The organism is Rossellomorea sp. RS05 (genome assembly GCF_039822645.1).
Taxonomy (GTDB): Bacteria; Bacillota; Bacilli; order Bacillales; family Bacillaceae_B; genus Rossellomorea; species Rossellomorea marisflavi_B.
The window spans coordinates 233,465-259,910 of the sequence record NZ_JBDKWY010000005.1; the positions used below are offsets into that span (position 1 = coordinate 233,465).

Genomic DNA, 26,446 nt, shown 5'->3' on the forward strand with positions numbered 1-26,446 from the left:
TCTCCTTTTTTTTCGTATCGTTTGTAGCTGGGCCACATGCTTGACGGTTTTTGAGTTTAGTACTAAACTGATAATACATAATCACATGAAAAGATGCAAGCAAGAAACGTTCAGGGAGGACGCATCATGGAACTCAAAGGAATCCATCACATCTCATCACTTACAGCCAATGCGGCAGTAAACCTGCCCTTTTATCGTGACATCCTCGGCATGCGCCTCGTAAAGACGACGGTGAACCAGGACAATCCGTTCTATTACCATCTATTCTATGGGGACGAAACGGGAAGTCCGGGATCGGAACTGACCTTTTTTGAAATCCCCAATCTGGCTAAGAATCATGCCGGTACGGATAGCATATCCCTTGTGTCATTGTTAGTGCCGTCAGAAGAAGCACTGGGCTATTGGCGAAGCCGGTTCCAAGAATTCGGAGTTGAGCATGACGGGATTTCCTATCGGTCTGGATATAGCGTCCTCGGGTTCAGGGACCGCGACGGTCACCGGATGCAGCTGCTGGCGGATCCGGGTGCTGAGAGGAATACGTGGTCAGGGAGTACGGTTCCTCAAGCGAATTCCATCAGTGGCCTCGGTCCTGTGCAGTTGACGGTAAAAGATACGGAAGCGACCGAACGCTTCCTGGAAGAGATTCTGGGGTTTGTGAAAAAGGACACGGGAACCGAAGGAGAAAACAAGACTTTCACAACTGGTCTTGGAGGGAGAGGCTCCGAGGTTCATCTTCTTCAACAAGATGGACCGAAAGAACGCCAAGGGCGCGGTGGGGTCCATCATGTCGCATTCCGTGTGAGCGATGAGGAGGAGCTCGATGAGTGGATCGATCATCTGGAGAATCAAGGGATCAAAACGTCGGGATCGATTGATCGCCATTACTTCAGCTCCACCTATTTTAACGATCCGAGCGGCATCCTCTTTGAACTGGCCACTGACGGACCGGGCTTCGAAACCGATGAGACCCGTGACCGTCTCGGCAGGAATCTTTCCCTGCCGCCGTTCCTCGAAGAAAGAAGAGAGGAAATCGAATCAAAGATCAAGCCACTTCCAGAGGCACGAAGGGAGGAAGGAAAATGAGCAATCCACTATCCAGGAAGGAAAAGCGCCTTGGCCTGATGCTGTGGTTCCGTCTCTCGCGGGTATACAATCATAGCATCAAGGAAAACAATGATCACCTCAAGAAATGGGGACTCACCAGTGCCCAGTTCGACTGCTTGACCCAAGTGGGGGTGCAAGGGAAGCTCACACAGAAGGAGCTCGGTGAGAAATTGTTCGTCACCAAGGGCAATATCACGCAGCTCATCACGAAGATGGAGAAGCTCGGATACGTGCAGCGTGAACAGCAGTGGAAGACGAAAACCATCACCCTTACAGCAAGCGGGCGGGAGCTCTACGACGAAGTGGTTCCACAACAGGAGCAGGTCCAAGCCACCCAGTTTCATGGTCTCGATCGCGAGGAGCAGCAACAGCTGCTGGGTTTACTGAAGAAAGTGCAGAAGAATATGGAGTCATCATGAAGAAAAGCGTCCCGGGAAGGACGCTTTTTCTTATGGAGTGCTCTTCTGAAGGGTGACGGATCGGGGGGCATTCATCTTTTTCATATTTAACGTATGACCGATGATCCCGGCGATGATCAACAGGATCCCGACGGCTGCAATGCCGGTCGGAAGCGGGCTTGACAGGAAGAGGGCTTCACCGGCCATGACGAACAGGACCTGGGTCGACTGCGTCGCTTCAACTGAGGCGAGCTTCCCTTGATGATGACGGACCCGGTTCGTGGCGATGAAGAACAGGGTGGTGGCAATCACGCCTGAGCATACCGCTACAACAAAGGATTGGGTCACCTGCCCACCACTCGGCACTCCCGCTTTCCATATGGCGATCGCGCTCAGGCCCAGCCAGAAGGGGAGGCTTGCAATCGTCATGCCAAGGATCCGCTGGAACGTATCGAGCCTTCCGTTGCATAAGCTCATCATTTTACGGTTACCGAGTGGATAGGCAAAGGTCGCTACGAGAACCGGCAGGATGCCCATCAACATCTGGATGGGTGTCAGCTCGGCAGCTTGCTGCTGCTGGATAAAGATTACACCTGTGAGGATGAGAAGGGAGATGATCAGCGCTTTCTTTTGGATGGGGTGGCGCTGTTTGCTTCCGTCTGGCCCGGTGGTGAAAAAGAGCGGCGCGAGCAGGATCCCCGCTACAATCGTGAACTGCCAAGTGCCCGCTACGAGCCAGCCCGGTCCATAAGTGGCGGCATAGGTCAGTGGGGCGTAGAACAGGACGAAACCGAAAAAGCTCCAAAGCAGCCATCCACCAGGATTCGCTTTGAGTTCAAGAAAGACTTGTTTCATGTTCTTCCTTGCAAGTACAATGAGAAGGAAAAACGGAAGCATGAACAGGAAACGAAGGGAAGCACTCCACATCCAGCTCCCCCCGGACAGCTCCATGGAACGATTCAAAATGAATGTAACGGCAAAGAACATGGACGAGACAATGCCAAGAAGAAGTTCTTTCATAAGTCATTCACCCTTCGGTTAAGTATAGTAAACTATAAGATAAATATAATATACCGAACACGAACCTACAACAGGCTGATTGAATTAATTTTCCGACAATGGAAGGAGAAATGAGTATGAACACATGGGAAGATCCTGAATCTCTTGCCAAACATATCGGTACCATCCTGAGGGACGTACGCGGGGAACAGAATTTAAGTTTGCAGGCACTTGCCGATTTGACCGGCGTCAGCAAGCTGACCCTCGGGAACATCGAGCGTGGGGAGGCCAATCCGTCACTGACGATCATCTGGAAGATCGCCAATGGTCTATCGATCCCGATTTCCTCTTTACTGATGGAAAAGGAGCAAGTGAAGGTGTCGAGAAAGAATGAAGGAAGCAAGGTATTGAGTGCTGATGGCTCCTTGACCCTTGAACCGATGTTTTCCACCTCTCATTATGGTTCACTTGAAACCCACAGGGCTTTCCTTAAGCCGCACAGTCATTATATGGCCGACGCCCATCAGACGGGAGTGAAGGAATATGTCACCGTCATGGAAGGGCGCGTGGAGGTGAGGGTGGGCGACCGGCTTTATTCCCTCGAACAATACGATTCCATCCAATTCCCTGCGGATCAACCCCATGGCTATTCGAACCTGGAAGAAACCGAAGCCGTTCTTCATTTTGTTATGATCTATTCGTGAAATAAGGAAAAGAATCGTCATAAACTTGTAAAGAAAAACAGGATACAAATCCCAATGAGGTTGTTATATAATGGTATAGGTACAGGATCAAAGTCGTGTTTTGTCGATAAAAATCGAATTGTGACAGGGTTCAGGGTATAATTTAGGTTGATAAATTGTTACATAGAAGGAGGAACATAAGATGGGATGGATAATCGCCATTTTGTTTGGTGCGGCTGTTGTGCTGCTCATTTTATCGTTTGTAAAGACGAGCCAGTCGAAATCTCAGCTCGAACAACAGGTTGAGCACATGTCGATTTCGGTGATGAATGAGGTGCACGAATTGGAAAAGCAGATGCGCGCCATGCAGCTGGACGCGGAAATTACCGCACAGCAGGCAGGTGCAGTACCGGCAACATCCGATGAACGCCGCGTGCTCCGGGAAATGTTAGATCTTCATAAGCGTGGATACTCCATTGAAAGCATCGCATCAGAGCAACAGCTCCCGACCATAGAAGTCGAGCACATGCTTACACCATATATGACAAAAAAGGCTGAAAGGAGCATGGTTGCCCAATGAGACCCAATACATTGCGCAGTTTTGCCTCTGGCCTTCTTGTCGCCGCAACCGTGACCGGCGGGGTCTACTTTTTCACCGATCAGCCGGAAGCAAAAACGACGACAGCGAAACCCGAGACCAAGACCGTCAAGGAAAAGATGACGGATGACGAAATGATCCAGCATCTGACCTCAAAAGGATTCGCCATCCATAAGGGTGATGAAGAGAAGCAGGAAGCAGAAAAAGCTGACGATCAGCCTGCAAAAGAAAAGATCGTATATAAAACCGTCCTGACTGTTTCAGATGGGATGACCAGCATCGATGTAGGGAACGCCCTTGAAAAAGCTAATATCATCAAAGACGGACTCGATTTCTACAAGCGCGTCGAAAAGCGTAAACTCGAGAACAATCTTCGTCCAGGAACATTCGAAGTCGAGAGCGGCATGACGACGGATGAGATCATTGATAAGGTGTTCAAGAAATAAATAAAAAAGAAACCATGATAGTGAGAAGGGCCAGATCATTGCGATTTGGTCCTTCTTTAATGAGAGAAGCCGTATCCACTACCTAGGAAAAAGCAAAGAGTTCATCTTGAAAAACGTGGAAACCATCAATGCAAATGTATAAAGTCCAGAGTGTCCAAAAGGTCCTTCCTTTTGGATTCTTTTTTGGTAAAATATAATAGAATATTGCCATCGGAGGTTCGGAATGAAAGATTATTGGATAGACAAGACCATACATATCACGGAATGGGGGCAACAAGATCACCCCGTGATTTTCTGCCTGCACGGCCTGGGCAGTACGGCTCTCAGTTTCATTGAAATTGCAGAAGAATTAGAAAGGTGAATTCAGGATCATAGCCGTTGATGCACCCGGTCATGGCCGGTCTGCTCCATTCGCAAACCCGGCAGACTATGAAATGCCAAGGATGGCTGAGTGGCTGGAGGGGGTCATCCAAGCACTGAAACTGGAAGACTTCTATTTTCTCTCCCACTCCTGGGGAAGTTTCGCCCATTTGTTCTATCTGTTGGAGAACCGTGACAAGGTGGGGGGCTCCATCCTGATTGACGGAGGCTATCAGGCAAAGAGCCTTGGGAATATAAGTGAAGCGGATGAAGTCGCGTATTACCGCAAGGATTTTGAGGATTCGTGGAGTACATGGGATGAGTTTCTGAATGAAGCGGTATACAGTGGAAGCCGGAGGTCGGATGCTCTTGACCGTGCAGGAGAAGATCTTGCTTTGATGAAGGATGGGCGATATTACTGGCACGCACGGGGGGGAACGGGTGTAGCATACGTCATGGCCATGCACCGGCATGAAGTCCTTGAGCATTATCATCGCTTGCCACGGGGGATCGTCCTTTTGCGTGCAACACTGCCGCCTCATCGTGAGGAAAACCGGATTCATATGGCTACGTTGTTTAAAGATGGTGCCAAGGCGATTGTGAAGGATATCCCTCAGGCATCCCATTTGATTCATTGGAATCGTCCGGATGTTATCGTGAACGAAATCAGGGAAAGCTGGGGTAAGAAAGATGATGAGAGCTGAGAGATGTGCAATCGAGCGTATGACAGGTGAAGATATTCCGTCCATCAGGAGGTTATATGCAGACGAAGGTGTCAGGCGATACCTTGGGGGAGTCAGGACTGATCTTGATGTTGAAGGGTTGATGGCGGTGATGGGACAGCAGCTCCACTGGGCTGTTCGCGATTTGAAGGACGGTACATTTCTTGGAGGAGTATCCCTTTCGACCCATCATAATGGCCAGGATACGGAGGTGTCCTATCAGTTTTTACCGGAGCACTGGGGAAAGGGATATGCCAAGGAAGCCGTGGCTGCAGTGTTGACTCATGGCTTTCAGAAGCTCGAGCTCCAACGCATCGTGGCTGAAACTCAAGTGTTGAATGACCGATCATGCAGGCTATTGGAAAATCTCGGGATGAAAGTGGAAGAAGAAGTGGAGCGATTCGGGGCGAGGCAGGCGATTTATGCATTGACCAAGGAAGAATGGCTGGTGTCTTCTTGATTCTGAATTTTTGAAAATAGGTGTTGACGGTGGAAATCTTTGGGTGTATATTATTGATTGATCAATCAATCAATTTTAAGGGAGATACGCCATGAAACCATCGATGGAGGAAAAGAAGAGGCTTAAACGCGACCGGATCTTTCGTGCTGCAAGCAAAATCTTCAGCGAAAAGGGCTATTTCGAGACGACTGTAGCGGATATCGCAAAGGAAGCAGGTGTAAGCTTCGGAACGGTCTTCACTTATTTCGAGACGAAGGAAATGCTCTATGAGACCGTGATTCTGGAACAGCTTGAGGAGATCAAACCGCATTTCCTCGACATCCAGGGGACGTTTACCGGTGACCCCATGGAAATCATTACGGCCATGGTCGACCGCCATGTCACGATCTTTTCAGAAAAAAGTGAATTCCTCCGCCTTGTTCAACAGGTGTTGGCTAGGCTCGATCGCTATCCGGCCTTGTTCGAGGAGCTGGATGGCTTTGTGTCCGATTTTATTGAGTCGGTGAGTCCCGTATTGGAGGAAGGACAGAAGATGGGGGTGTTCTATCCCGACCCGCATGACCTACTGGCCCACTCCTATATGTCCACGTTGAATGGAATGCGCCTCACCTACATAGACGACCCAAGTAATCACAGACTCTGGGAAGCATTGAAGATACAAGCCATACGCCTCTTCGGTCCGTATCATCGCACTGATGGTCCGTTGAAATGGTAAAACTGAAGGAGATCCATCCCAACATCAAATTCAGGCTGGTGATGCAGTTTTTAGGCGGACTTGTCTCCATGGCCGTCATGCCGTTCCTGGCAATCTATTTTGCCGGTAAGCTCGGGGCTGCGATCACGGGTATCGTCCTGGTGGTCGTGATCCTGAGTGGCATTGCCGGAGGTTTCCTCGGCGGTACCTTGTCCGATAAGCTTGGGAGGAAGAAGATCATGGTGTACGGGGAGCTCGGGCTCCTGGTCTCCTATGTCTTCATCACCCTGTGTAACTCACCATGGTTCGATCTCCCCTATTTAACAGCCTTTCTCTTCATCTTCAATATGTTCTTTGGTGGTCTGTTCAGTCCCGCCGCCCAGGCTATGATCATCGACGTCACAGACTCCGCTTCGCGGAAAACCGTCTTCACCATCAGCTATTGGCTTGCCAATCTTGCCAATGCCATCGGAGGTATTGTCGGGGCCTTTCTCTTCAAAGACTACTTGTTTCAACTCTTCATCGGCGTCACGTCCATCACGTTTATTTCTTTACTGGTCACGATCCTGTTCATCTCGGAAAGCTATTCACCTCAGGATTCCCATGAAGATATACCTCCTGTATCCATCAGTTACAGCAGCGTGCTGAAAGATAAGCTGTTCATGTATTTCATCGTGGGGGGCATTTTGATCCTTACGTTGGAACAGTCCCTCACAAACTACATCGGCATCCGTTTTGAGCGGGATATTCCGCAGCAGACAGGAAGCGTATTCGGTTTAAGCTTTGAACTCGACGGGACCCGGCTCCTTGGTTTTCTCCGGACGGAAAATACACTCCTGGTCGTGGCACTATCAGCCCTCGTTCTGCTCGTGTTCAGGAAGTGGAAAGACCGGACCACCCTGCTTACTGGCCTTATAGTCTTTACAATCTGCTTCAGTGCTTTTGCGGTCACCGACAATATCCTGTTCCTCTTCATCCTCATGTTCTTCGGCACCGTCGGAGAGCTGATGTATGTACCGATCAAACAGGCCATGATCGGCGACTTGGCCCCGGAGAACGGGAGGAGTACCTACATGGCCTTCTATAGCCTCACTGGTTACGGAGCCATGATCATTGCTTCCCTTCTCATCGTCGTCGGCGAGTGGCTGTCACCGGTCTACATGGGCGGCGTCTTGCTCCTGATCGGTCTTGGTGGATCACTGTGTTATGGCATCCTTACCTCCAGGATGTCGGGAGCTGCATCGAAAGAAGTCATACTGAAAACGGAGGAAATGTAAAATGACGCAAACATGGAATGGTTCGGCAGGTGTCTGCTTCAATGATAAAAATGAGGTCCTTCTCGTAAGAGGATTCAAATCCACCAAGTGGGAGATCCCGTCAGGCGGAATCGAAAAAGGGGAAACGCCTGAAGGCTGCTGCGTAAGGGAAATGATGGAGGAGACGGGATACCCCGTGAAGATCCTGAAGAAACTGAAGATGAAAACGACCGTAGTCAAAGGCTACGACGTCTGCATTCATTACTTCCTTGTAGCGGTGAATGACAGCCCGAGGCCCCTGAACGACCCCGATCAGTTAGTGGAAGAAGCCGCCTGGTTTTCGTTTGATGAGCTCAGCATACTCGATCATCAGTATCCTGAGGATCTTCCATTCCTTACGAGTTTATATGATGAGATCGAGATGTCATCCCTTTAAAATGCATTAAGCTACTGAAGCGGGAATTTTAACTTCCGTAATTCGTACTCAAAAGAGCTTCCTTATAGGTGCCAGGCACAAAAAGAGGAAAAGGTGCCAGGCACAAAAGTAGCGAAAGGTGCCAGGCACAAACACCCCACCCATTAAAAAGGAGTGATCTATCATGCACTGGATCTATCTCATCGCGGCCATATTGTTCGAGGTCGCGGGGACGTCGAGCATGAAGGCGTCGGAGGGCTTTACGAAAGTGGGACCGAGTATCTTATTGATGGTTTTCTATATAGCGAGTTTGTCATTTTTGACGCTAGCCTTGAAGGGGTTGGACGTATCCCTTGCGTATGCCGTGTGGTCAGGGATGGGCATTGTGATCATCACTTTCATCGGGGTGTTTTACTTCGGTGAGACCATCACCTGGCTGAAGGCGGTGGCGATCATCTTGATCATTGCGGGAGTGGTGATCCTGAATGTGGCTGGTGGTCACGGTACGGAAGATGCTCCGCAGATTGGGGAGGAGACGAACAGGTGAGGGCCATGAAAGGTTTTTTTCTCGTCACAGACATTGGATTCATCCTCTATTGGATCGTGACATTCATGGGGTGGATTCCCCAGGATTGGGCGTTCAAGGATTATGATGATCCCCATATCGTGGCCTGGAACTGGTCGTTCCTCCCTCTGGATCTTCTGATTTCTGTATCCGGATTAACCAGTCTCTACCTGCTGAAGAGAGGCAATCCATCTTGGAAGGGCCTTGCCCTGATTTCCCTTGTACTCACCAGCTGCTCCGGTCTGCAGGCGGTCGCCTTCTGGGCATGGATGAAGGACTTTGATGCGGCGTGGTGGGGATTTAATCTGTATCTATTACTCTATCCCCTCCTGTTTATCCCGAGTCTGATAAAAAAGAATGATATCTGAATAATGTGATATTATAGAAGGGATTAACATGGCATACATAAAGGGGTAGATAAATTGAAACAGACACTAGTGATCATTGATTGTCAGCAGGATCTCATGGACGGAAGCGAAACCGAGGTGCCGGTTTGGGAAAAGGAGAGGGTCATCTCCACAATCAATCAGGTGATTGCCAAAGCGCAAAAGGAACAGATCGATATGGTCTTCATCCGCGATGTGGATGTAGCCGAGGGGAAGGGCCCTGGATTTGAAATCCATAGAGATATCCATGTCCCGGAGGACGCCGTGATTTTTGATAAAGCAGCGACGAATGCCTTCCATGGCACTCCTCTTCTCGCCCATTTGAAGGATGCCGGCATCGGTCATCTTGTTATGATGGGGTGCAAAACAGAGTACTGCATCGATACGGCTGTAAGAACGGCGACGGTCAGTGGATTTGACGTGACGCTCGTAGAGGATGGGCACACGACCTCCGACTCTAAGGCACTGCCTGCGGAAAAAATCATTGCGCATCACAATGCGACCCTGCACGGCCATTATAATGTCGAGCATTTCGCCATGGTCAGGAAATCGGAAGAGGATTTGTTCCGACCAGCGCATGATCAGTATAGATAATTGAAATTGCAATGAAGGAGACTTGCCCAGTATGTAAGGGCAGTCCTCTTTTTCATGGAAATTTTTCGGGTTTTCTGTAATAATGAGCAAGAATATATTTCCATTTATATGAAAGAGGGTAGGAAGCGTGTCGCTACTGCTAACAGCTGTGAATATCTCAAAAAAATATAAACAACACCAAGTATTAAGAGGGATATCGTTCTCTTTGTACAGCAATCAAATCGTCATGCTCCGGGGAGACAATGGGGCAGGTAAGAGTACATTATTGAAATTGATAGCTGGCATGAGCAAGGTGGATGATGGAACCATCAAACATGACGTGATGCCCTTGACTATTAGTTATGTACCGGAAGTTACGCCGGGGAGCATTCCATTTACTCCGGAAGAATACTTGACTCATATGGGGAAGATCCGCGGGATGGAAGATGGATTGCTTCAAATGCGGATAACCAGGCTCCTGGAAGATTTCCGGCTGGAGTCCGTCAATGATCAGCGCATTTCCACTTTTTCCAAAGGGATGAAGCAAAAGGTCCTCATCATGCAGGCCATGTTGGAAAAGCCGCATCTTCTTATCATGGATGAGCCTATGTCCGGACTTGATGCCCGTGCACAGCAGGAGTTAGAGGAATTGTTTGGGAAGTTGAAAGGAACCGGGGTGGGAATCGTCTTCACCTGTCATGAATCCAGAAGGCTGAGCAGGCTTGCCGATCAGATCTTTGTTATAAAAGACAAGGGACTGGTGAAAGAGGAGCGTTTACTCAAGGAAAAATTCAGAATTGTCTTTGATATCCATTCAAAAAAACTGGATCATGTAACTCCTCTTCTTGAAATGAAAAAATCACTCGAACTAACCGATGACCGGTTGCGCATGGAAGCGATGCTGGGTGAGGATGAAATGGACGGGGTGCTCCTGGCACTTCTGCAAAGAGGAGCGTCCATCAAAGAAGTAGGAGTCGACGCTTCAATGATCGAGGGAAGAGGGGTGGTTCAGTCATGATGGCGCTGTTCCGCTATTCCTTCCTTGTTCATCTGCGTACCTTTAAATCTATACCGCCCTTATTCGTATACCTATTCGTCCTGATGCTGAATTACACATATACCCCCAATCCCATTTTGGACAGCTATTCCTTTACGTCCATCGCCCTGTTCTTCATCATGGGGTGGATCACGATCACCATCTTCCATGCGGAGGACAAGGGTCAAAAAGAAGTGACGCTCATGCATGCGAGGCCGGTATGGCGCTATCATGCATCCCTTTATACTATTGCCCTGCTTAATGGCTTCGTCCTCAGCATCCTGTCGGTCGGGTATCCCTTGGTCATCGGAGGGTTCGGGGAAGGGGTGAATCAATATCATGTCATAATGGGGGTGCTTGCCCATTTCTCACTGAGCGTCTTGTCCATCTCCTTGTCGGCCCTCTTCACAAGGGAATGGATGAGGAATCCGTTAAACACATGGTGGGGGACGCTCTCGGTGCTCATCCTCACCCTGGCGTTGGCATCCATGGGGAAATGGATTGCCCCAGTGGTGATGTGGTTCCTTCCTCCCCTCTATCGCTCGCTGGATATCATGGGTATGGGCGACGATCTGTCTTCCATATCGGCGTCTGTTTACGCAAACTATGGGTGGATCCTTTTATATAGCGTCATCCTCATATGTATTTACTTTATCCTGCTGTACCGGAAACAGAAATGAAGCAATTAAAGAGCCTGCCGGATCTCGTCCGGCAGGCTCTTTCCGATTACTTATTCTCTTGATATTTCTTCAGGAATTCCTTCACTTTATCACTGTCGGCCTTCAGCTCGTTGCCAGTGTCGACAAGGGGGCTGACGGTGGAGACGGCTTTGATTTTGTTGCCTTGGTAGTAGTCGATGAACTCATCTTGGTTGATGGAGTACAGGACGGCTTTTCTTAGGTCTTCGCTTTTGGAAACGTCACGGCCTTTGGAATTGAAGAGCAGGTACGATACGCCGTTGCTTTCGATCCGCTGCAGCTTCAGTTTGTCGTCTTTTTCGACGGTTTCGTATTTCGTTTCAGGGACTCCGTAGTAGAAATGGATTTCCCCGTTACGCAGGGCGGACAGGGCGCTGTCGGCTTCTGCAATGAAGCGGACATTGATGTTGCTGATCTTCGCTTCGTTTTCAGTGCCTTTCATGTAGGCAGGGTTCTTCTGGAAGACGGCTTCATAATCGTTTTTGTACGTCATGATGTATGGTCCGCTTGCGTAAAGGCTGTTATCGTATTTATCGCCTTCCGTGACGGTGTTTTGGTCACCGTACGGGATGTCTTTCTTCACGTCGAAGGATGCGACATCATAGGTGTTGATGCTCTCCACTTGTTTCTTCGATACGATCCCTGCTGATTGGTGGGCAAGGTAGTTCAATACTTGAGGGAATGGTTCAGTCGTGGTCATTTTCACGACCTGGTACTTCCCGCTGCCGTTATCGGCGTCATTTTTATCGTCCACAAGGCTTGAGATTTTTTGATCAAGGCCATTCTCCAGGCTTTCACGGATGGTTTTTCCGTCATTGGTCTTCCCGTCGAGTTCCTTCAGGTCGGTCACGACTTCTGCATCCTTGATATGCTCATGGAGGGTGTACGTACGGTGATCAGGAACGGAATCCTTATCCTTTGCACGGTTCAGGGAGAAGATGACATCGTCGGCACCGACGCGCTCACCAGAATCGACGGCCTTTTTGTCTGTCACTTGGGCAAAATTGATATCATCGCGAAGTAGGAAATAGTACTCTGAATTTCCTTCGCCGATCGTGTAGTTGCGGGAGAGGGAACCGTCAGCGGTGACATTGTCATCATCGGTCAGATTCACAAGCCTTACATACATATTCGTGTTGATCGTATTGATGGAACCATCATTCCCTTTGATCGGGTCAAGGGACGTCAGGGTCGGGATGCTTTGCTGCATGATCAGTGGATCGTTAGCGCGTTTCGCTTCGTCATTGAAGTCGATTGTTTCCCACGCAAGGGCACGGGATTTGGAGAGGCGGACGGTATCGGTGTTCAGCACATCCTTGTTGATTCCCTGTGCTTTGTATGAGATATAGAGCGGTGCGATGTACGCTTTTTCGAATACAAGGCGGTCTTCCAGTGCTTTGTACGTTTTGGTGAATTCTTCAGGCGTTTGCGTACTTGCTTCATCAATCAGTTTGTCGACCTTCTCATCGGCGATGGTGCTGTAATCTCCGCCGGATTTGAAGACGGAGCGAACGGCATAGTCAGGGTTACCTGTCACCGTCGTCCAACTGGAGAGGGCGACGTCATAGTTTCCTGCATCCTGCTGTGATTTGAAGCTTCCGTAGTCCGATTGAACATTCAGCTTCACATCGAAGCCGTTTTTCACAAGCTGGTCGCGAAGGATATTGATATCGGACTCGCTTGAACTCATGCCGAGGATTTCAATGGTCGGCTTCTTCCCATCGTTCTTGCTGTCTTCTGCTACATCTGATTTTGTGTTCACGCAGCCTGCAGCAAACAGGACAAGCGCAAGGAACACGGCGAAAATGGATTTCTTCAAAATGAATGACCTCCTAAGGTGTTGGTTTTAGTCTAACTTCGGATCAAGGGCATCCCGCAGGCCGTCTCCAAGGAAATTGAAGGAGAGGACTAGGAGGATGATGGCAAGACCCGGGTAGATGGCGAGATAGGAATGTGTTTCAAGATACGTGCTGCCGATTTTCAGGATGTTTCCCCACTCGGGTATATGAGGCTCGATACCGAGTCCGAGATAGCTCAGACTGCTGGTGGCGATCACTGCCCCCCCGATGGTGAGGGTCGATTTGACGATCATCGGTGCCAGTGAGTTCGGCACCACATGCCGGAAGATGATTTCGAAATTCCCTGTGCCCAGTGCGCGGGCGGAATCGACATATTCATAGTTTGATACCATGAGCACATTGGCTCTCATTGTCCTGGCATAGGTCGGGATCGATCCGACACTCAGTGCGAGGACAAGGGTCGTTGTGTTGGACCCGAATGCTGCGATGATGACGATGGCGAGGAGGATTCCTGGAATTGCGTAGAGCACATCCAGTAGCCTCATGATGATATTGTCGGTCCGCTGACCGTAATAGCCCGAAATCGCCCCGAGGATGCCGCCGATGATGAACGGGATCAACGTTGAGAGGAACCCGACGATGAGGGAAATCCGTGCTCCGAAGATGATCCGGGAGAATAGGTCCCGCCCGTAATCATCGGTTCCGAGGGGGTAGGCAGGGTTCGGCGTCTGCAGGATCGCCGAGTAATTATTCTCTACGGCGAGGGCATAATCGAACGTCAGGTAGCTGCAAACGGAAATCGAGAACAGGAAGACAATGAAGAACAATCCGAGCATGGATGTCATATTGCCGGTCACCTTATCCCACACCCGGTACCATGTGCCGGTGACGGGATGATGTTCTCCCCGTGACTTCATGAGGAGGTTCCACCCGAGGAATATGGCGAAAAGATTGCCCGTCAATCCCGTGAGCATCAATAGAACCGCCACAATGCCGGTCCATTTCGGCAGGCGTTCACCGAACGTGATCACCATCCATAGAACGGCGAGGTGGAACATCGTGATGGCGAGGAGCAGGAAAATCCCCAGCAGGAACGTATCCGATACGTACGGTTTGAATAGATTAAGAGCGGATACGGCAATGACGAAGATCTGCGTCAGAATCATATAAACCGAGAATGTGTATTCGGGCGTTTTCTTTTCTTTGATCAGTAGAAAGGCGGCACTGACGGTGAAGACATTGGCCGTCAACAGGCTGAGAAGTTGAAGATAGCCAAGGCGCCTCGTGCTCTTTCGGATGACCCCGTCCCTGTTCAGGTCCCGTTTGATCAGCCGCGTGATCACCAGCTGTACGATGGTGAAGAATGCATAGGCCGCGAAGAACGTGAATGCACCCGGCTTCATGGACCCATCCGACAGGTCGAAACTGTTGAATAGGAAGATGAGCGTGATGGCCAGGGACAGCACCCATGTGAAGGTGGACTGTGTATATTCAGATGATATTTTCAGTGCGAATTTCTTTTTGTAATGCGGTACTTCCACGTTGGTTGTCATACATGCACCTGCTTTAATATTGTTTCATCTTGGAGCGGATCCTCGGATCGAAGAACGCATACAGGATATCGATCAATAGATTGACGAGGGAGATCGTGATGGCAATATAGACGACCCCTCCCATGATGGCGGGAATATCAGGGATGAACTGCTTATCGACGATGTAGCTTCCGATCCCGCTGATGTTGAATACTTTCTCCGTCACGGCGGCGCCTCCGAGCATTCCGCCGAAAAGGAGGCCGATGACCGTGATGACGGGGATCATGGCGTTACTCACTGCGTGCTTCCAGAGCACCTGCCGCTTGTTCAATCCTTTCGCCTTGGCCGTCAGGATATAGTCCTCATTGATCACTTCCAGGGTGGATGATCTCATCATCCGGGCAATCGATGCAGTCAAAGCGGTTCCGAGGACGACGGCCGGCATCACGATCGACAGCCAGTTGCCCGGGGAGTAGGTTGCCGGGAACCATTTCAACTTGATCGAGAAGTTCAGGATGAAGATCAGCCCCTGCCAGAAGTTCGGGATGGACAGGCCGATCAGAGCCACGAACATAAACGTATAGTCAAAGAATGACCTTGGCTTCGTGGCAGAAACGATGCCGATCGGGATGGCGATCACAATCGCCATGACCAGTGAAATGATGGCCAGTGTCAGGGTGATGGGGAACTTCCTCCCGATGCTTGATGCGACTTCTTCATTTCCCGTAAAGGAAGAGCCGAGGTCAAAGGTGGCAATCCCTTTGATCGTATTCCAAAGCTGGACGAGATAAGGCTGATCCAAACCGTGAATGGCATTGAATGCAGCGATCTGATCCTTTGTCGCGGTCTCCCCGAGTATGTTCGCTGCCGGATTGAACGGGGATAGGTACAGGATGGTGAAGACAAGGAATGCGACCCCTATGATGACGAATAAGCTCATGACAAGGCGTTCGAATATGTATTTTACAAAATGATTGCTGTATAAGAGCAGTAGTAGATACATAGGGAGAGCAGGCAGAGCAGACAGGATCAAGAACGTCGGGTTCTGGAGTAGGGACCCGAAGGTTTCTTTATACGTGATCTTCCGTTCGTCCTGCAGGGTGAGCTGTTTGACCGTCCTCTCCTCAGCCGTTTCATCCAATCTTTCCTGAGCGAGTCGTTCGGCTTTTGCCTTGATGGCTGAGGATGATGCCTGTTGATTGAAGAAGATGTTCTTTTTTTGAAGTTCTTCTTCGGCGCGTGTTACGTAAGTGGCTTTCACTCCTTCTTCGATCAGTCCCTGTTTCATTTCGTGAAGGAGTTTCTGATAGGGGTCGTTCCTCTTCCTGTGAAGGTAGATGAAAAAGACGGCGAGATGGACCGGTAATCCGAGAATCAGAATGAAGATGTGATAAAGATTCCGTCGCTGCATCTTTTGATAGGTATCTTGGAACATCGGGGTTTGTGCATAGGTGCCAGTAGCTTTCGCCGTTTCCATGTGAAGCGTTGCCCTCCTTTGCTAAAATACAAATTGCATAATTCCGATCTGTTTAGTATATTTTAAATACACATTCTTGAAAAATCAATGTAAACTTTAGAAAATTTAACAAATCGTCCTGGCAGGTGGAAAAAGTGGAATCAATTCTTAAAGTAGACAATTTGCATATCTCATTCCAATCAAAGGAAGAGAAATTCGATGCAGTGCGCGGTGTAAGTTTTGAAGTGAAAAAAGGCGAGACCCTGGGCATCGTAGGGGAATCGGGCAGCGGGAAAAGCGTGACGGCACGGTCGATCATGAGGCTGCTACCATCGCCACCCTCGTATATGAAGGAAGGGGAGATCACGTTCCTCGGCGAGAATCTCGCGGAGAAGACCGAGAAGGAGATGGAGTCCATACGCGGTCGTGACATCGGCATGATCTTTCAGGACCCTATGACATCCCTGAATCCGACGATCCGGATCGGGAACCAGATTGCCGAGAGCCTCGTGAAACATCAGGACCTGACACGGGAACAGGCGAAGAAGGAAGCCATCGATATCCTGAAACAGGTGGGCATCCGCAACAGCGAGGAGCGGTATAGTCAATATCCCCATGAGTTCTCCGGGGGGATGCGTCAGCGCGTGATGATCGCCATCGCCCTTGCCTGCAGACCGACCCTCCTGATTGCCGACGAGCCGACGACGGCCCTCGATGTCACCATCCAGAAGCAGATCCTGAATGTCATGAAACATATGCAGGAGAGGTTCGGAACGTCCATCATCCTCATCACCCATGACCTTGGGGTGGTGGCCGGTATGTGTGACGCTGTCGTGGTCATGAAAGAAGGAGAAATCGTGGAACGGGGGACAACAGAAGAAATCTTCGCCTCACCAAGGCATCCGTATACAAAGAAGCTCCTGAATGCCCTCCCGCGTCTCGATGAACCGAAAAAATCTAAAAAGGATCGTTCACCAGACAAGCCGCCACTCCTTGATGTATCGTCCCTGCGTCAGCATTTTGACCTTGGAAAAGGCCATACCTTGAAGGCGGTGGATGATATCTCCTTCTTTATCCGTGAAGGCGAAACATTGGGGCTTGTGGGAGAATCTGGTTCAGGCAAGTCGACGACGGGTCGGGCGATCTTGCGGTTGAATGAACCGACAGGAGGCGTCGTCACATATGAAGGAATGTCGGTCAACGGCATGACGAAGCGTGAGATGAAAGCGATGAGGCGGCATATGCAGATGATCTTCCAGGATCCCTATGCATCACTCAATCCACGGTTCAAAGTAATGGACATCATCGGCCAGGCACTTGATATCCACGGACTGTGCAAAACGAAGCAGGACCGGAAGCGACGAGTGGAGGAACTTCTTGAGTTGGTTGGGCTTCAGCCGGGTCACGCGAAGCGCTATCCCCATGAGTTCTCCGGTGGACAGCGCCAGCGGATCGGCATTGCTCGGGCACTTGCCGTGGAACCGAAGTTCATCGTGTGCGATGAGCCTTTGTCGGCCCTTGATGTATCGATTCAGGCACAGATCGTGGAGCTTCTTCAGGATCTTCAGAAGCGTCTGGGGCTCACATACCTCTTCATCGCTCATGATTTATCTATGGTGAAGCATATCAGTGACCGGGTGGCCGTGATGTATGCCGGGAAGATCGTCGAGCTTGCCGAAAGCGAGGAGCTCTATACCAACCCTCAACATCCGTATACTCAGTCCCTGCTATCTGCCATCCCGATTCCTGATCCAACGATCGAGAAGAAGAAGGAGCGCGTCCTTCTGGAGGAACAAACGGATGCAGATCGCTACGGGCTGCAATCATCTGAGCTTGTCGAAGTGTCGAGTGGCCACTGGGTGGCAGTACCGGTGGAAGCAGGCGCATAAATCAACAAAAGGGTGTCCCGACGTTTCGGGACACCCTTTCTATATTGATGTTAGTTTCTTGTTCTTGATACATATGGATAGACCGGATCACGAAGGAGAAATTCATAGGTTTCACCATTCACGATCCCAACAACATGATCCCCATCATACAGATCAAGGAGGAACTGTGCCATTTCCTTCGCTGTATGGAATTTCGGCAGGGATTTTTCATAATCAAACTGATCGGAATCAATGGAGCGCTGGGCGAATTCCGTTTCTGTAGCAGCAGGAGCAAGAACCTTCGCTGTCATCTTCGCGCCAGATTCGGATAGCTCTCTCGCAAGTCCTTCCGTGAAGGCACTCACATAGAATTTTGTCGCACAATAGGTGACAGCATCGGCAACGATCGTATAGCCGCCGCCTGATGAAATATTGATGAGCTGCGTTCCTTCCACTTGTGAGAAGTCGCGGACGTAGAGGGTGGAGAGGATCGTGAGGGCTTCGATATTGAGCCTCATCATCTGTTCGATCTTGTTCAGATTTTGTTCGCCAACGGGATCAAAATTACCGAAACCGGCATTATTCACAAACGTCTCCAGCTCAAATAACTTGATCTCTTCATAGAAGGAATGAGCGTTGGAGGTAACGGACAGGTCGGTGGAGAAAAGTTTGATATCCAGATCAGGATGGGCCTTCAGGATGCGGTCCTTCAACTCCTCAAGGTTCTCTTTCCTTCTGGCAGCAAGAATCAGGTTCTTCCCCCGTGCTGCAAATGCCAGAGCGGCCTCATAGCCAATCCCGGAGCTTGCTCCTGTAATGACGGTATATTTCATGGTACTTCCTCCTCGATTAGGTTATAAGCTGATTGTAAGGCATAGGATGCTCGTTGAGCCAATGATTATACTCAGTCTGTCTGCCCTGATGATGAATGACCGTCTCCTGTCGTTGAGAGTTGTCCCGCCACCCTGTTTCTGAAATAATAATGGTATGAGGAAAAATGAGGAAGGGGAGACGGCAATGAACGGCTGGAAACTGTTAAGCGCGTTGATTCCCATCATGTTGTTGATGAGTGCATGTGGACAATCCCCAAGAAATACGGCTCCGGTGGAAGCGAATGCAACAGATACAACGGATGCAGAGGAAGCGGGAACGAAGGATGCCCCGGAACAGCCTGATGAAACATCCGAACAAGTATCACTCGGTGAAGAGGATCAAGAAGCATCGGACTCTTCCGGGGAAGATCAGGACAGTCAGGAAACGGAGGGGCCTGCAGAGGATGGCGAATCATCGGCAAGGAATGCTCCTGAACCGCAACGACCAGTCGGGGAATCCGGGTCTACTGCAGGCATTACGGATGTGGAAACCGCCATTGAGTTCTTGAAGGATGAGCTGAACGTAGCATCTGACGGAGATATCCTGATTGATGAGGGTGACGGCAAGCCTCAGACCGATGAAGAAGGGACCTATTATACCCTCCGTCTCATATCACAAACCCTCAAAGATGAAGGAGGAACAGGGGAAGTCGGGGCATTCAGGATCTATGAAGACGGGCGATATGAGATGGAAGACTGACTTCTCGAAAAAAAGGACCGGAGGCAGTTGATATGCCTTCGGTCGATATGGATCATTGGGGGTAAAGATGTTGAGCCAATCTTACAGCGTCAAAACCAACCTGTCAAGTGGGGTTTTAATTCATAGTATCAATGTAGGAATTATGGTTGACAAAGAGTGAATTGTAAGATAATTTAATCTATACTACCTTATAAAGAGTCGGGGAAGGAATCTGGTCCAACGATCCCGCAGCAACCTCCAAATGGAAGGTGCTCATTCCAGCAGGCAACTTCAGCCTGGCAGATAAGGGGAGAGAGTAATGTACATCTCCTTATGGGAGATTTTTTTTGTATATAAATCCGATTAAAACGATTGGATTAATTAGTCATAACGCTGAGGCGCAGATTTATACATTTTAAAAGGCGCGCATGTAGAGGCCTAGTCATAGGGGAAACAGTGTTCGAAGGCACGGACAAACTGTAAGGAAGATCTACTAAGATAAAAGGAGAGGGTAAGATGAGCTGGTATACATCCATTCCATGGGAGGGTACCCACCTTCCTGCAGCCATACAGTATCCTGCTACACGTCTCGGCGTCCATCCGGCCGTCATCATCTGTCATGGTTTCGTCGGTTCAAAAGAAGGCGTGGACCGATTATTCGTGAAGGCTGCACATGAACTCAGCTCACACATCGTCGTACGTTTCGATTACGACGGTTGCGGAGAAAGTCTGGGGGAGTACGGCTTGAATACAAAAGATCGCTTCATTGCACAGACGAAGGCGGTCATCGGATTTGTGAAGCAGATGAAAGGGGTGGACCCGGAGAGCATTGCCTTGATCGGCCACAGCCTTGGGGGGGCAGTGGCCCTTGAAGCAGCCATCGAAGAAGAAGTTCGCCACCTTGCCCTCTGGTCGGCGGTCGGCTCTCCCCGGCATGATCTTGGACGCATTATCGGAGATGATGTGGAAGAAGCCATCTTGCGGGACGGGAAGGCAGATTATTTGGGCTATGAGCTGAAGCGAGAGTTTCTCACGACCCTTCAAGGGTGGGACCCGATACGGCGGGCAAATGAGTATAAGGGGAATGTCTTGCTTGCCCACGGTGACCAGGATGAAGAAATCTCAGTCGATTACTGCTCCCTCTATCATTCAAGCTTCTCCAATCGGCGTTCGGGAGAGGTAGAAAAGGCAATCATTCCGAAAGGTTCCCATACTTACTCAACTTCAGGGGCCTTTCAACAACTCCTTGATTTCACTCGGAGCTGGCTTTTACAGGTTCAATCCACCGGCTATGATCATGCCAATGGTCTATAAATGGTAGTTTCTTACCGGTTATTCCTACTCTTTCATTAAATTACAAAATATTGTTACTATTCTATCAAATGAGTAGAGGAGGAAACCGTTTGAAAAAATCTGTCGTATCCATTGCTCTTGCGACGACCCTATCGTTTGGTGCTGTTGGACTTCAACCAGCCATTGCAGGGGCACCTGAACCAGGAAAGGAGCTCATGCAAAATCCGCATGAGCGGAACCTGATCAAGAAAATCGATTCGGAGCGAATCTATCAGACGATCGACCATCTTCAACAAACACCGAGGGTAGCCGGGACAGAATCCGAGGCAAATGCCATCAGGTATGTAAAACGACAATTTGAATCGTACGGGTATGACGTGACCCTTCAACCCTTTACCTTTATAGGGTACACGGCACCTACTGCAATCGAACTGTCAGGGGTGCAAGGCGAGTGGAACCCGGATGCATTCACTTACTCGGTTAGTGGTGATGTGTCAGGCGAGCTCGTTTCTGCAGGGCTTGGAAGAGTAGGAGACTTTGATGGAGTAGATGTAGACGGGAAGATCGTTCTTATCCAGCGAGGGGAAATCACGTTTGCACAGAAGATCGTCAATGCTTCTGAAGCAGGAGCCGCAGGGGTCATCATCTACAACAATACGGATGGCTCGCTGAGCGGGACATTGGGAGAACCGGATGATCGCTACATACCGGCCATCACCCTTTCCAAGGCCGAAGGAGAAGAGCTGCGCCGACATATCGGAGAGACCGTCCGGCTGACGATCGAGGGAGCGGAAACATCGGAGCGCACCTCTCAAAATGTCATTGCCTCGAAAGCTCCGGTCAATAAGAAAAAAGCAACGGATGATGTGCTTATCATCGGGGCCCATCATGATTCAGTAGAAGGGGCTCCTGGCGCGAACGATGATGCGTCGGGAACAGCTGTTACCTTGGAACTCGCAAAGGTGTTCAAAAATGTACCGACAGATACAGAGATACGCTTCATTACATTCGGGGCTGAAGAATTGGGTCTGCTGGGGTCCTATCACTATGTAGATTCCCTGCCGCAAACAGAACGTGACCGGATTATCGGGTACTTCAATCTCGACATGGTGGGTAGCAGGGACGCAGGTGATCTGGTCCTCCGCACACTCGATGGAAGCCCGAACCTCGTAACGGAGCTATCCCAGGCTGCAAGCGAGCGATTGAACGGATTCCCGACGCCGATCGGTGAAGGCGGTAGGAGCGATCATGTTCCGTTTGCTGAAGCGGGAATCCCAGCGGGAGCCTTCATCCACAGTCCGTTTGAGCCATGGTACCATACTCCCGAGGATACAATCGATAAAATCAGCAAAGAGAAGCTGCAGGATGTAGCCGAAATTGTAGGGGCCGCGGTATATGAGCAGGCTCGTCCTGACCACCAAGGTCCGAAGCCTAAATCGGCTTCAAAGGTGAAAGCATCAAAAGATTCCGTCCATGAAAAGAATATAAGGTAATCAAAAGCCTGCTGGCCGATCGGCCAGCAGGCTTCTATCATTCTTCGTAGTTGAACTGCCACTGGATGCCGAACTTGTCCGTAACCCCGCCGTAGAGGGGGCTCCAGAACGTTTCCTGCAGAGGCATATCCACATGGCCATCTTCTTTTAGGCGATCAAAGAGTTCTGTTAGTACGTCCTTATTGTCTTTGACGATGGCTAACGTGATATTATTTCCTTCCATGAAGGGTGTGCCGGGGAAGGTGTCTGAGAACATGATCTTTTCGCCGTCGATGACGATATTGGCATGGAGGATCAATTCCTTTGCTTCTTCCGGGAGGGGGAAATCAGGGCTTGGCGGGGCTTCTTTGAAGGTCATGATGTGTGGGGGTTCCGTGCGGAAGACATCTGCATAGAATAAGACGGCTTCGCGACAGTTTCCATTAAAGTTGAGATAAATGTTGATCGACATGTAAACACTCCTCATTGAAAATGGTAGATAACGCTTACAAAAATGATTATACCATGGCGGGTGTGGAGTGGATATGAAAAGAAGAGGTTGGGACAAAAGTGTTTTTGTCATAGAAAAACCCGAATTCATTTGCTTAGGATCTGGCAAGTGAATTCGGGTTCTTCGTTTCCAGCGCTTGCACGGAAATCATGAGCGCTATTAAGAACCTATACTGATCGTGTTGGTCCGTAAATGGTCCCTTTTCGTTTTGTGACTTTTTTCATTACTTTGGCACATCAAATGAAAGTTCTTTCTTCAACAGGTCTTTTCCATCTTGATTGGTGAGGTGGGTCAGTCGGAAGGTGAAATCTTTCGCTTCTCCGTAGTCGCTCTTTTCCTTCATGAGGTAAACGAGGTACTTCTCACCGGTTTCACCAGGCTTGATGCTTCCTGTATCAAACGCAAGGGAACCTTCATCGAGGTATTGTACCTTGTCGGTTGATAGGAACGTGCTGAACTGGTCGAGTGTAATGTCGGCATCTGTGTTGTTTTTCACTGTCACTTTGACCGTGGCAGCCACGATGTTTTCGTCACCGAATCCTGTGAAGGCATCTTGGTAGCTTTCCGTAGGCGTCAGCTTCGTGAACTGCACGCCATCGAGTGTGACGTCCACCTTCTCACCGGTTTCGGTTTTACCGATGGATTCATTTTTTGCTAGCATCTCTTTTTCTGCCACATTATCTTTCAGGATGCTGTCAGGGTAGAATTCCTTTGAAACAGCCGTTTGCTTTTCGGCATTTTCTCCCGATAGGGGAAGATCAAAGACTTTTTCATCGCTGACTTTCTCCGAGAAGTCCTTATCGGCAGAGCTTTGGGCGACGCGGAACTTCACATTGGCATCCTTGAGGGTCTCGTATTCCTCTTTCGTCAATATGTATTCGAGTATGCCTTCTTGCTTCTCGCCCTTTTGGTAGTGGGCGGGATCATCAACGGTTCCGTCCATCTCCGGGTGCAGCCTGACTTCCCTTGAGTAGTCGAGCTTCATCATATGCGTATCGAACTGATCCGTTCCGAGGATATCCGGGTTGTTGAAGTAGAGATCTCCATTGGTTTGATTATCGATGCTTCCATTCATGGATACGATATACGCTTCATCTCCATCGAACTCACCAGCAGGTGCATTACTGACGTGAACCACTTGATAACGGTCTACCATGAAGGACATATTATTTGATTTCAATTCTATGCCGGGCTCATCGTTTTCATAGACGACGTCCAGGGTGGCGTCTGGAAGATTTGCTTCGAGATCAGGATTGATCAAGCCTGATTGTGATTGGGTGGAAGAGGAATCCTTTTTCTCGAGTTTTGCTCCTGAAGTCTCTTTCTCGGTTTGTTCCTTCTTTTCTGCTTTTTGTTCGGATTTTTTATCCTCATCTGTTTTCTTTGCTGCCGTGTCGCTGTTTCCACATGCGGTGGTCAATGCGAGCATACCGGCGATCGTTCCTGCCAAGATCCATTTCTTCTGCATGCTATGACTTCCTTTCTAGTTTGAACCTTTAACAGTATAAGGGAAATCTCCAAATTCTATCAATCACCATTATTCATTCTTTGCTTGCTCTCTCATGAAAGAATAGGTACTATCACCTTGATCTTGATTGAGGAAAAAAGTCCTTATCATCAAAAGGAAGAAGAAGTTGGGATTTTGGAAGAGAGATGGAATCAATAAGGATAACGATTCCATATAAATCCTAATAATGGAATAAATGTGATAGTGAAGATGATTTCCCTTTTACTACCTTTACTTGGTTCTTTCGATCTGTTTTTTCCCATATCTGTCATTTTGTAAACCAGGACGGCCGAAAAGTTGAGTGTGTATGGATTTTAATGGTAAAATTAAGAGAGTTAAAAGGGGGAGAGAAGATGTCAAAGGTGTATGTAGAAACCCATGATATGAGAAATATAGAAGCGATGAAAACGAGATTCGAAGAGTTTCTGGCGGCTCCGTTTCATAACGCCGAAGAGGTGGAAGACTGGCTGAAACAGGTATCGGATTATCAGGATGAACTTCGGGAAGCCCTTGATGGCCATTACATCGATTTCCAGACCCACAATCAGGATACAGAGGTTCAGGAAACGTATCAGTTCGATCAGGAGCATGTGCTGCCCCTCCTTAAGAGGTATGAAGCGCAGCTGGATCAAAAGTTGTTATCGAGTCCACATGAATTGGATAAAAACGTATATGGACGCCTTATCAGGAGTAAACAAACGGCTGCAGAACTCTACAGGGAAGAAAATATTGATCTTGAAGTAAAGGAGGACCGGCTTGCCACGCGATACTTTGAACTGACGGGGGCTCTGACGGCAGAGTGGGAAGGAGAGCAACTGACGATTCCCCAGCTGTTTCCCCTGCTCGAAGATCCGGACCGGACGAAACGGAAAAAGGTCTACGATCAACTATTCGGAGCCCTCGGTGGGGTGGAAGAGGAACTACAAGAAATCATGGATGAGCTCATGGTGATCCGCGAGCAGAAGGCTGCCAACAGCGGTCTGGCGAACTACCGGGATTATATGTTCAAGAAATATAATCGTTTCGACTATACACCGGAAGACTGCAAGGAGCTGGCGGATTCGATCCGTGAGCATGTTGTGCCGGCAATCGGAAGGATCTTGTCCAAAAAAACAGAAGAGTTGGGCGTGGAATCCATCCGTCCATATGATCATAGGGCCGTGCCGCTGGATGAAGAGCCCCTGCGACCATTCAAGACAGGTGACGAACTGGTGGAGAAGACCGGACGCGTATTGGGAGAGATTTCTCCTCGATTTTCTGAACTTCTCCACCTGATGGATACGAAGGGGCTGTTGGATCTTGAGACGAGGAAGAATAAGTCCCCGGGAGGTTTCTGTGAATCGCTACCTGTTTCCGGTCTATCGTTCATTTTCATGAATGCCTCGGGCACCCATGGGGATGTGACGACTCTGATCCATGAAATGGGGCACTGCATCCACAATGATTTCAAACGGACTCTCCCCCTTGCTTTTGACCGGGCGACCCCGATGGAATCGGCTGAGCTTGCGAGCATGGGAATGGAGTTATTGTCCATGGATCACTGGGATCATTTTTATTCCGAAGAGCAGGTGCGTCAGGCCAAACTTGATATGCTGAGGGACATCATCCAATTCTTCCCGTCAGGAATAAGGGTCGATGAGTTCCAGCACTGGATGTACGAGAACCCTGGTCATTCCAAGGAGGAGCGATCAGAGGCGTACGGAAGGATCGTAGACAGCTATCTGTCGTCGGAAGAGGATTGGAGTGGGTATGAAGAGGTGAAGAAGAAGCAGTGGCTCTTTGTCCTTCATATTTTTGAGGTCCCTTTCTATTACATCGAGTATGTCATCGCCCAGCTTGGGGCATTGCAACTCTACCGGATCTACAAAGAAGACCCCGCTCGGGCAATCGAAGGGTACAAGGAAGCGCTCCGTCTCGGGAATACGGCTTCTCTATCCGATGTGTATGAAGCGGCAGGACTATCTTTTGATTTTTCCGCTGATATGATCAAGGGGCTTGTGGCGTTCGTGGAAAAAGAGATTGATGAACTTGAAGGATCCATCGTGAAGAATTCATAACAAAAAG

The 26,446-nt window shown here is 49.3% G+C and carries 26 protein-coding genes, 1 pseudogene and 1 riboswitch; of the genes and pseudogenes, 20 read left to right on the plus strand and 7 right to left on the minus strand.

The window, feature by feature from the left end:
- Nucleotides 1-126 precede the first annotated feature (126 nt).
- Nucleotides 127-1,083: a ring-cleaving dioxygenase gene (locus tag ABJ225_RS14825; protein WP_347320927.1), complete on the plus strand. Its 957-nt coding sequence runs from the start codon at nt 127-129 to the stop codon at nt 1,081-1,083.
- Complete coding sequence (locus ABJ225_RS14830) at nt 1,080-1,523, plus strand: MarR family winged helix-turn-helix transcriptional regulator (protein ID WP_347320928.1); 444 nt, start codon at nt 1,080-1,082, stop codon at nt 1,521-1,523. Before ABJ225_RS14825 ends, ABJ225_RS14830 begins: the two co-directional genes overlap by 4 nt.
- Before the next feature lie 30 nt (nt 1,524-1,553).
- Here ABJ225_RS14830 and ABJ225_RS14835 read toward each other — a convergent pair whose 3' ends face one another.
- Nucleotides 1,554-2,522: a DMT family transporter gene (locus tag ABJ225_RS14835; protein ID WP_347320929.1), complete on the minus strand. Its 969-nt coding sequence runs from the start codon at nt 2,520-2,522 to the stop codon at nt 1,554-1,556.
- Between the two features lie 116 nt (nt 2,523-2,638).
- Between ABJ225_RS14835 and ABJ225_RS14840 the strand changes: the two genes are divergently transcribed.
- The 13 genes and pseudogenes from ABJ225_RS14840 to ABJ225_RS14900 all read left to right on the plus strand — a co-directional run bounded on the left by ABJ225_RS14840 (nt 2,639) and on the right by ABJ225_RS14900 (nt 11,375).
- A complete protein-coding gene (locus ABJ225_RS14840; RefSeq protein WP_347320930.1) occupies nt 2,639-3,205 on the plus strand; it encodes an XRE family transcriptional regulator in 567 nt (188 codons plus the stop codon).
- Nucleotides 3,206-3,386: 181 nt separating this feature from the next.
- The gene (locus ABJ225_RS14845) at nt 3,387-3,764 is read left to right on the plus strand and encodes a beta/alpha barrel domain-containing protein (RefSeq protein ID WP_347320931.1); all 378 of its coding nucleotides are present in this window, start codon (nt 3,387-3,389) and stop codon (nt 3,762-3,764) included.
- Nucleotides 3,761-4,228, plus strand: coding sequence for a hypothetical protein (locus ABJ225_RS14850; RefSeq protein WP_290032127.1), 468 nt, complete (start codon nt 3,761-3,763; stop codon nt 4,226-4,228). The genes ABJ225_RS14845 and ABJ225_RS14850 overlap by 4 nt, the downstream gene beginning before the upstream one ends.
- 223 nt (nt 4,229-4,451) lie before the next feature.
- Nucleotides 4,452-5,292 (plus strand): annotated as a pseudogene (locus ABJ225_RS14855) (alpha/beta hydrolase).
- Between the two features lie 19 nt (nt 5,293-5,311).
- Nucleotides 5,312-5,770 carry a GNAT family N-acetyltransferase gene (locus ABJ225_RS14860; protein ID WP_347320932.1) on the plus strand — a complete coding sequence of 153 codons (459 nt, stop codon included), beginning with the start codon at nt 5,312-5,314 and terminating at the stop codon, nt 5,768-5,770.
- A gap of 91 nt (nt 5,771-5,861) precedes the next feature.
- Complete coding sequence (locus ABJ225_RS14865) at nt 5,862-6,485, plus strand: TetR/AcrR family transcriptional regulator (RefSeq protein WP_347320933.1); 624 nt, start codon at nt 5,862-5,864, stop codon at nt 6,483-6,485.
- Nucleotides 6,486-6,526: 41 nt separating this feature from the next.
- Nucleotides 6,527-7,741 carry an MFS transporter gene (locus ABJ225_RS14870; protein ID WP_347320957.1) on the plus strand — a complete coding sequence of 405 codons (1,215 nt, stop codon included), beginning with the start codon at nt 6,527-6,529 and terminating at the stop codon, nt 7,739-7,741.
- Between the two features lies 1 nt (nt 7,742).
- On the plus strand, nt 7,743-8,156 hold the full coding sequence (locus tag ABJ225_RS14875; protein ID WP_347320934.1) for an NUDIX hydrolase: 414 nt from the start codon (nt 7,743-7,745) through the stop codon (nt 8,154-8,156).
- Between the two features lie 163 nt (nt 8,157-8,319).
- Nucleotides 8,320-8,682, plus strand: coding sequence for a DMT family transporter (locus tag ABJ225_RS14880; RefSeq protein WP_347320935.1), 363 nt, complete (start codon nt 8,320-8,322; stop codon nt 8,680-8,682).
- Nucleotides 8,679-9,068 (plus strand): DUF5360 family protein, encoded by a 390-nt coding sequence (locus tag ABJ225_RS14885; protein WP_079515604.1) that lies wholly within the window; start codon nt 8,679-8,681, stop codon nt 9,066-9,068. Before ABJ225_RS14880 ends, ABJ225_RS14885 begins: the two co-directional genes overlap by 4 nt.
- A 54-nt stretch (nt 9,069-9,122) precedes the next feature.
- Nucleotides 9,123-9,680 carry an isochorismatase family protein gene (locus ABJ225_RS14890; protein WP_347320936.1) on the plus strand — a complete coding sequence of 186 codons (558 nt, stop codon included), beginning with the start codon at nt 9,123-9,125 and terminating at the stop codon, nt 9,678-9,680.
- Between the two features lie 148 nt (nt 9,681-9,828).
- On the plus strand, nt 9,829-10,677 hold the full coding sequence (locus ABJ225_RS14895; RefSeq protein ID WP_347320958.1) for an ATP-binding cassette domain-containing protein: 849 nt from the start codon (nt 9,829-9,831) through the stop codon (nt 10,675-10,677).
- Nucleotides 10,674-11,375 carry an ABC transporter permease gene (locus ABJ225_RS14900; RefSeq protein WP_159129991.1) on the plus strand — a complete coding sequence of 234 codons (702 nt, stop codon included), beginning with the start codon at nt 10,674-10,676 and terminating at the stop codon, nt 11,373-11,375. The genes ABJ225_RS14895 and ABJ225_RS14900 overlap by 4 nt, the downstream gene beginning before the upstream one ends.
- Nucleotides 11,376-11,421: 46 nt before the next feature.
- Here the strand turns inward: ABJ225_RS14900 and ABJ225_RS14905 are convergent, their stop codons facing one another.
- Genes ABJ225_RS14905 through ABJ225_RS14915 form a run of 3 tightly spaced genes read right to left on the minus strand, consistent with a single transcriptional unit; the run spans nt 11,422 to nt 16,201 of the window.
- Nucleotides 11,422-13,215, minus strand: a complete 1,794-nt coding sequence (locus ABJ225_RS14905) for an ABC transporter substrate-binding protein (protein WP_347320959.1) — start codon at nt 13,213-13,215, stop codon at nt 11,422-11,424.
- A 24-nt stretch (nt 13,216-13,239) separates the two neighbouring features.
- Entirely contained in the window at nt 13,240-14,745 is a 1,506-nt protein-coding gene (locus ABJ225_RS14910) for an ABC transporter permease (RefSeq protein ID WP_347320937.1), read from the minus strand.
- Between the two features lie 13 nt (nt 14,746-14,758).
- The gene (locus tag ABJ225_RS14915) at nt 14,759-16,201 is read right to left on the minus strand and encodes an ABC transporter permease (protein WP_481900627.1); all 1,443 of its coding nucleotides are present in this window, start codon (nt 16,199-16,201) and stop codon (nt 14,759-14,761) included.
- Nucleotides 16,202-16,335: 134 nt separating this feature from the next.
- Here ABJ225_RS14915 and ABJ225_RS14920 point away from each other — a divergent pair, with 134 nt between their 5' ends.
- Complete coding sequence (locus ABJ225_RS14920) at nt 16,336-18,069, plus strand: ABC transporter ATP-binding protein (protein ID WP_347320938.1); 1,734 nt, start codon at nt 16,336-16,338, stop codon at nt 18,067-18,069.
- Nucleotides 18,070-18,119: 50 nt separating this feature from the next.
- On the opposite strand, the gene ABJ225_RS14925 is transcribed toward ABJ225_RS14920, so the two are convergent.
- Nucleotides 18,120-18,881 (minus strand): SDR family NAD(P)-dependent oxidoreductase, encoded by a 762-nt coding sequence (locus ABJ225_RS14925; protein WP_347320939.1) that lies wholly within the window; start codon nt 18,879-18,881, stop codon nt 18,120-18,122.
- A 184-nt stretch (nt 18,882-19,065) separates the two neighbouring features.
- Between ABJ225_RS14925 and ABJ225_RS14930 the strand changes: the two genes are divergently transcribed.
- The 3 genes from ABJ225_RS14930 to ABJ225_RS14940 all read left to right on the plus strand — a co-directional run bounded on the left by ABJ225_RS14930 (nt 19,066) and on the right by ABJ225_RS14940 (nt 22,385).
- A complete protein-coding gene (locus tag ABJ225_RS14930; protein WP_347320940.1) occupies nt 19,066-19,620 on the plus strand; it encodes a hypothetical protein in 555 nt (184 codons plus the stop codon).
- A gap of 185 nt (nt 19,621-19,805) precedes the next feature.
- A riboswitch (SAM riboswitch) is annotated at nt 19,806-19,909 on the plus strand.
- Nucleotides 19,910-20,115: 206 nt separating this feature from the next.
- Nucleotides 20,116-20,913: an alpha/beta hydrolase gene (locus ABJ225_RS14935; protein WP_347320941.1), complete on the plus strand. Its 798-nt coding sequence runs from the start codon at nt 20,116-20,118 to the stop codon at nt 20,911-20,913.
- A gap of 89 nt (nt 20,914-21,002) precedes the next feature.
- On the plus strand, nt 21,003-22,385 hold the full coding sequence (locus ABJ225_RS14940) for a M28 family peptidase (protein ID WP_347320942.1): 1,383 nt from the start codon (nt 21,003-21,005) through the stop codon (nt 22,383-22,385).
- Nucleotides 22,386-22,422: 37 nt separating this feature from the next.
- Here the strand turns inward: ABJ225_RS14940 and ABJ225_RS14945 are convergent, their stop codons facing one another.
- Both ABJ225_RS14945 and ABJ225_RS14950 read right to left on the minus strand, forming a co-directional pair.
- Nucleotides 22,423-22,836: a VOC family protein gene (locus tag ABJ225_RS14945; protein ID WP_347320943.1), complete on the minus strand. Its 414-nt coding sequence runs from the start codon at nt 22,834-22,836 to the stop codon at nt 22,423-22,425.
- 262 nt (nt 22,837-23,098) lie between these two features.
- Nucleotides 23,099-24,343, minus strand: a complete 1,245-nt coding sequence (locus tag ABJ225_RS14950) for a DUF5068 domain-containing protein (RefSeq protein WP_218246550.1) — start codon at nt 24,341-24,343, stop codon at nt 23,099-23,101.
- Nucleotides 24,344-24,735: 392 nt separating this feature from the next.
- Between ABJ225_RS14950 and ABJ225_RS14955 the strand changes: the two genes are divergently transcribed.
- Nucleotides 24,736-26,439, plus strand: a complete 1,704-nt coding sequence (locus tag ABJ225_RS14955) for a M3 family oligoendopeptidase (RefSeq protein ID WP_347320944.1) — start codon at nt 24,736-24,738, stop codon at nt 26,437-26,439.
- The last annotated feature ends 7 nt before the right edge of the window (nt 26,440-26,446 follow it).

Bases quoted from the DNA above. Each gene is read 5' to 3' on its own strand.
- ABJ225_RS14850 (WP_290032127.1), top strand. From the start codon at position 3,761: ATGAGACCCAATACATTGCGCAGTTTTGCCTCTGGCCTTCTTGTCGCC.
- ABJ225_RS14925 (WP_347320939.1), bottom strand. From the start codon at position 18,881: ATGAAATATACCGTCATTACAGGAGCAAGCTCCGGGATTGGCTATGAG.
- ABJ225_RS14875 (WP_347320934.1), top strand. From the start codon at position 7,743: ATGACGCAAACATGGAATGGTTCGGCAGGTGTCTGCTTCAATGATAAA.
- ABJ225_RS14915 (WP_481900627.1), bottom strand. From the start codon at position 16,201: ATGGAAACGGCGAAAGCTACTGGCACCTATGCACAAACCCCGATGTTC.
- ABJ225_RS14910 (WP_347320937.1), bottom strand. From the start codon at position 14,745: ATGACAACCAACGTGGAAGTACCGCATTACAAAAAGAAATTCGCACTG.
- ABJ225_RS14825 (WP_347320927.1), top strand. From the start codon at position 127: ATGGAACTCAAAGGAATCCATCACATCTCATCACTTACAGCCAATGCG.
- ABJ225_RS14845 (WP_347320931.1), top strand. From the start codon at position 3,387: ATGGGATGGATAATCGCCATTTTGTTTGGTGCGGCTGTTGTGCTGCTC.
- ABJ225_RS14945 (WP_347320943.1), bottom strand. From the start codon at position 22,836: ATGTCGATCAACATTTATCTCAACTTTAATGGAAACTGTCGCGAAGCC.
- ABJ225_RS14930 (WP_347320940.1), top strand. From the start codon at position 19,066: ATGAACGGCTGGAAACTGTTAAGCGCGTTGATTCCCATCATGTTGTTG.
- ABJ225_RS14870 (WP_347320957.1), top strand. From the start codon at position 6,527: ATGCAGTTTTTAGGCGGACTTGTCTCCATGGCCGTCATGCCGTTCCTG.
- ABJ225_RS14840 (WP_347320930.1), top strand. From the start codon at position 2,639: ATGAACACATGGGAAGATCCTGAATCTCTTGCCAAACATATCGGTACC.
- ABJ225_RS14955 (WP_347320944.1), top strand. From the start codon at position 24,736: ATGTCAAAGGTGTATGTAGAAACCCATGATATGAGAAATATAGAAGCG.
- ABJ225_RS14900 (WP_159129991.1), top strand. From the start codon at position 10,674: ATGATGGCGCTGTTCCGCTATTCCTTCCTTGTTCATCTGCGTACCTTT.
- ABJ225_RS14830 (WP_347320928.1), top strand. From the start codon at position 1,080: ATGAGCAATCCACTATCCAGGAAGGAAAAGCGCCTTGGCCTGATGCTG.
- ABJ225_RS14865 (WP_347320933.1), top strand. From the start codon at position 5,862: ATGAAACCATCGATGGAGGAAAAGAAGAGGCTTAAACGCGACCGGATC.
- ABJ225_RS14860 (WP_347320932.1), top strand. From the start codon at position 5,312: ATGACAGGTGAAGATATTCCGTCCATCAGGAGGTTATATGCAGACGAA.
- ABJ225_RS14935 (WP_347320941.1), top strand. From the start codon at position 20,116: ATGAGCTGGTATACATCCATTCCATGGGAGGGTACCCACCTTCCTGCA.
- ABJ225_RS14880 (WP_347320935.1), top strand. From the start codon at position 8,320: ATGCACTGGATCTATCTCATCGCGGCCATATTGTTCGAGGTCGCGGGG.
- ABJ225_RS14950 (WP_218246550.1), bottom strand. From the start codon at position 24,343: ATGCAGAAGAAATGGATCTTGGCAGGAACGATCGCCGGTATGCTCGCA.
- ABJ225_RS14835 (WP_347320929.1), bottom strand. From the start codon at position 2,522: ATGAAAGAACTTCTTCTTGGCATTGTCTCGTCCATGTTCTTTGCCGTT.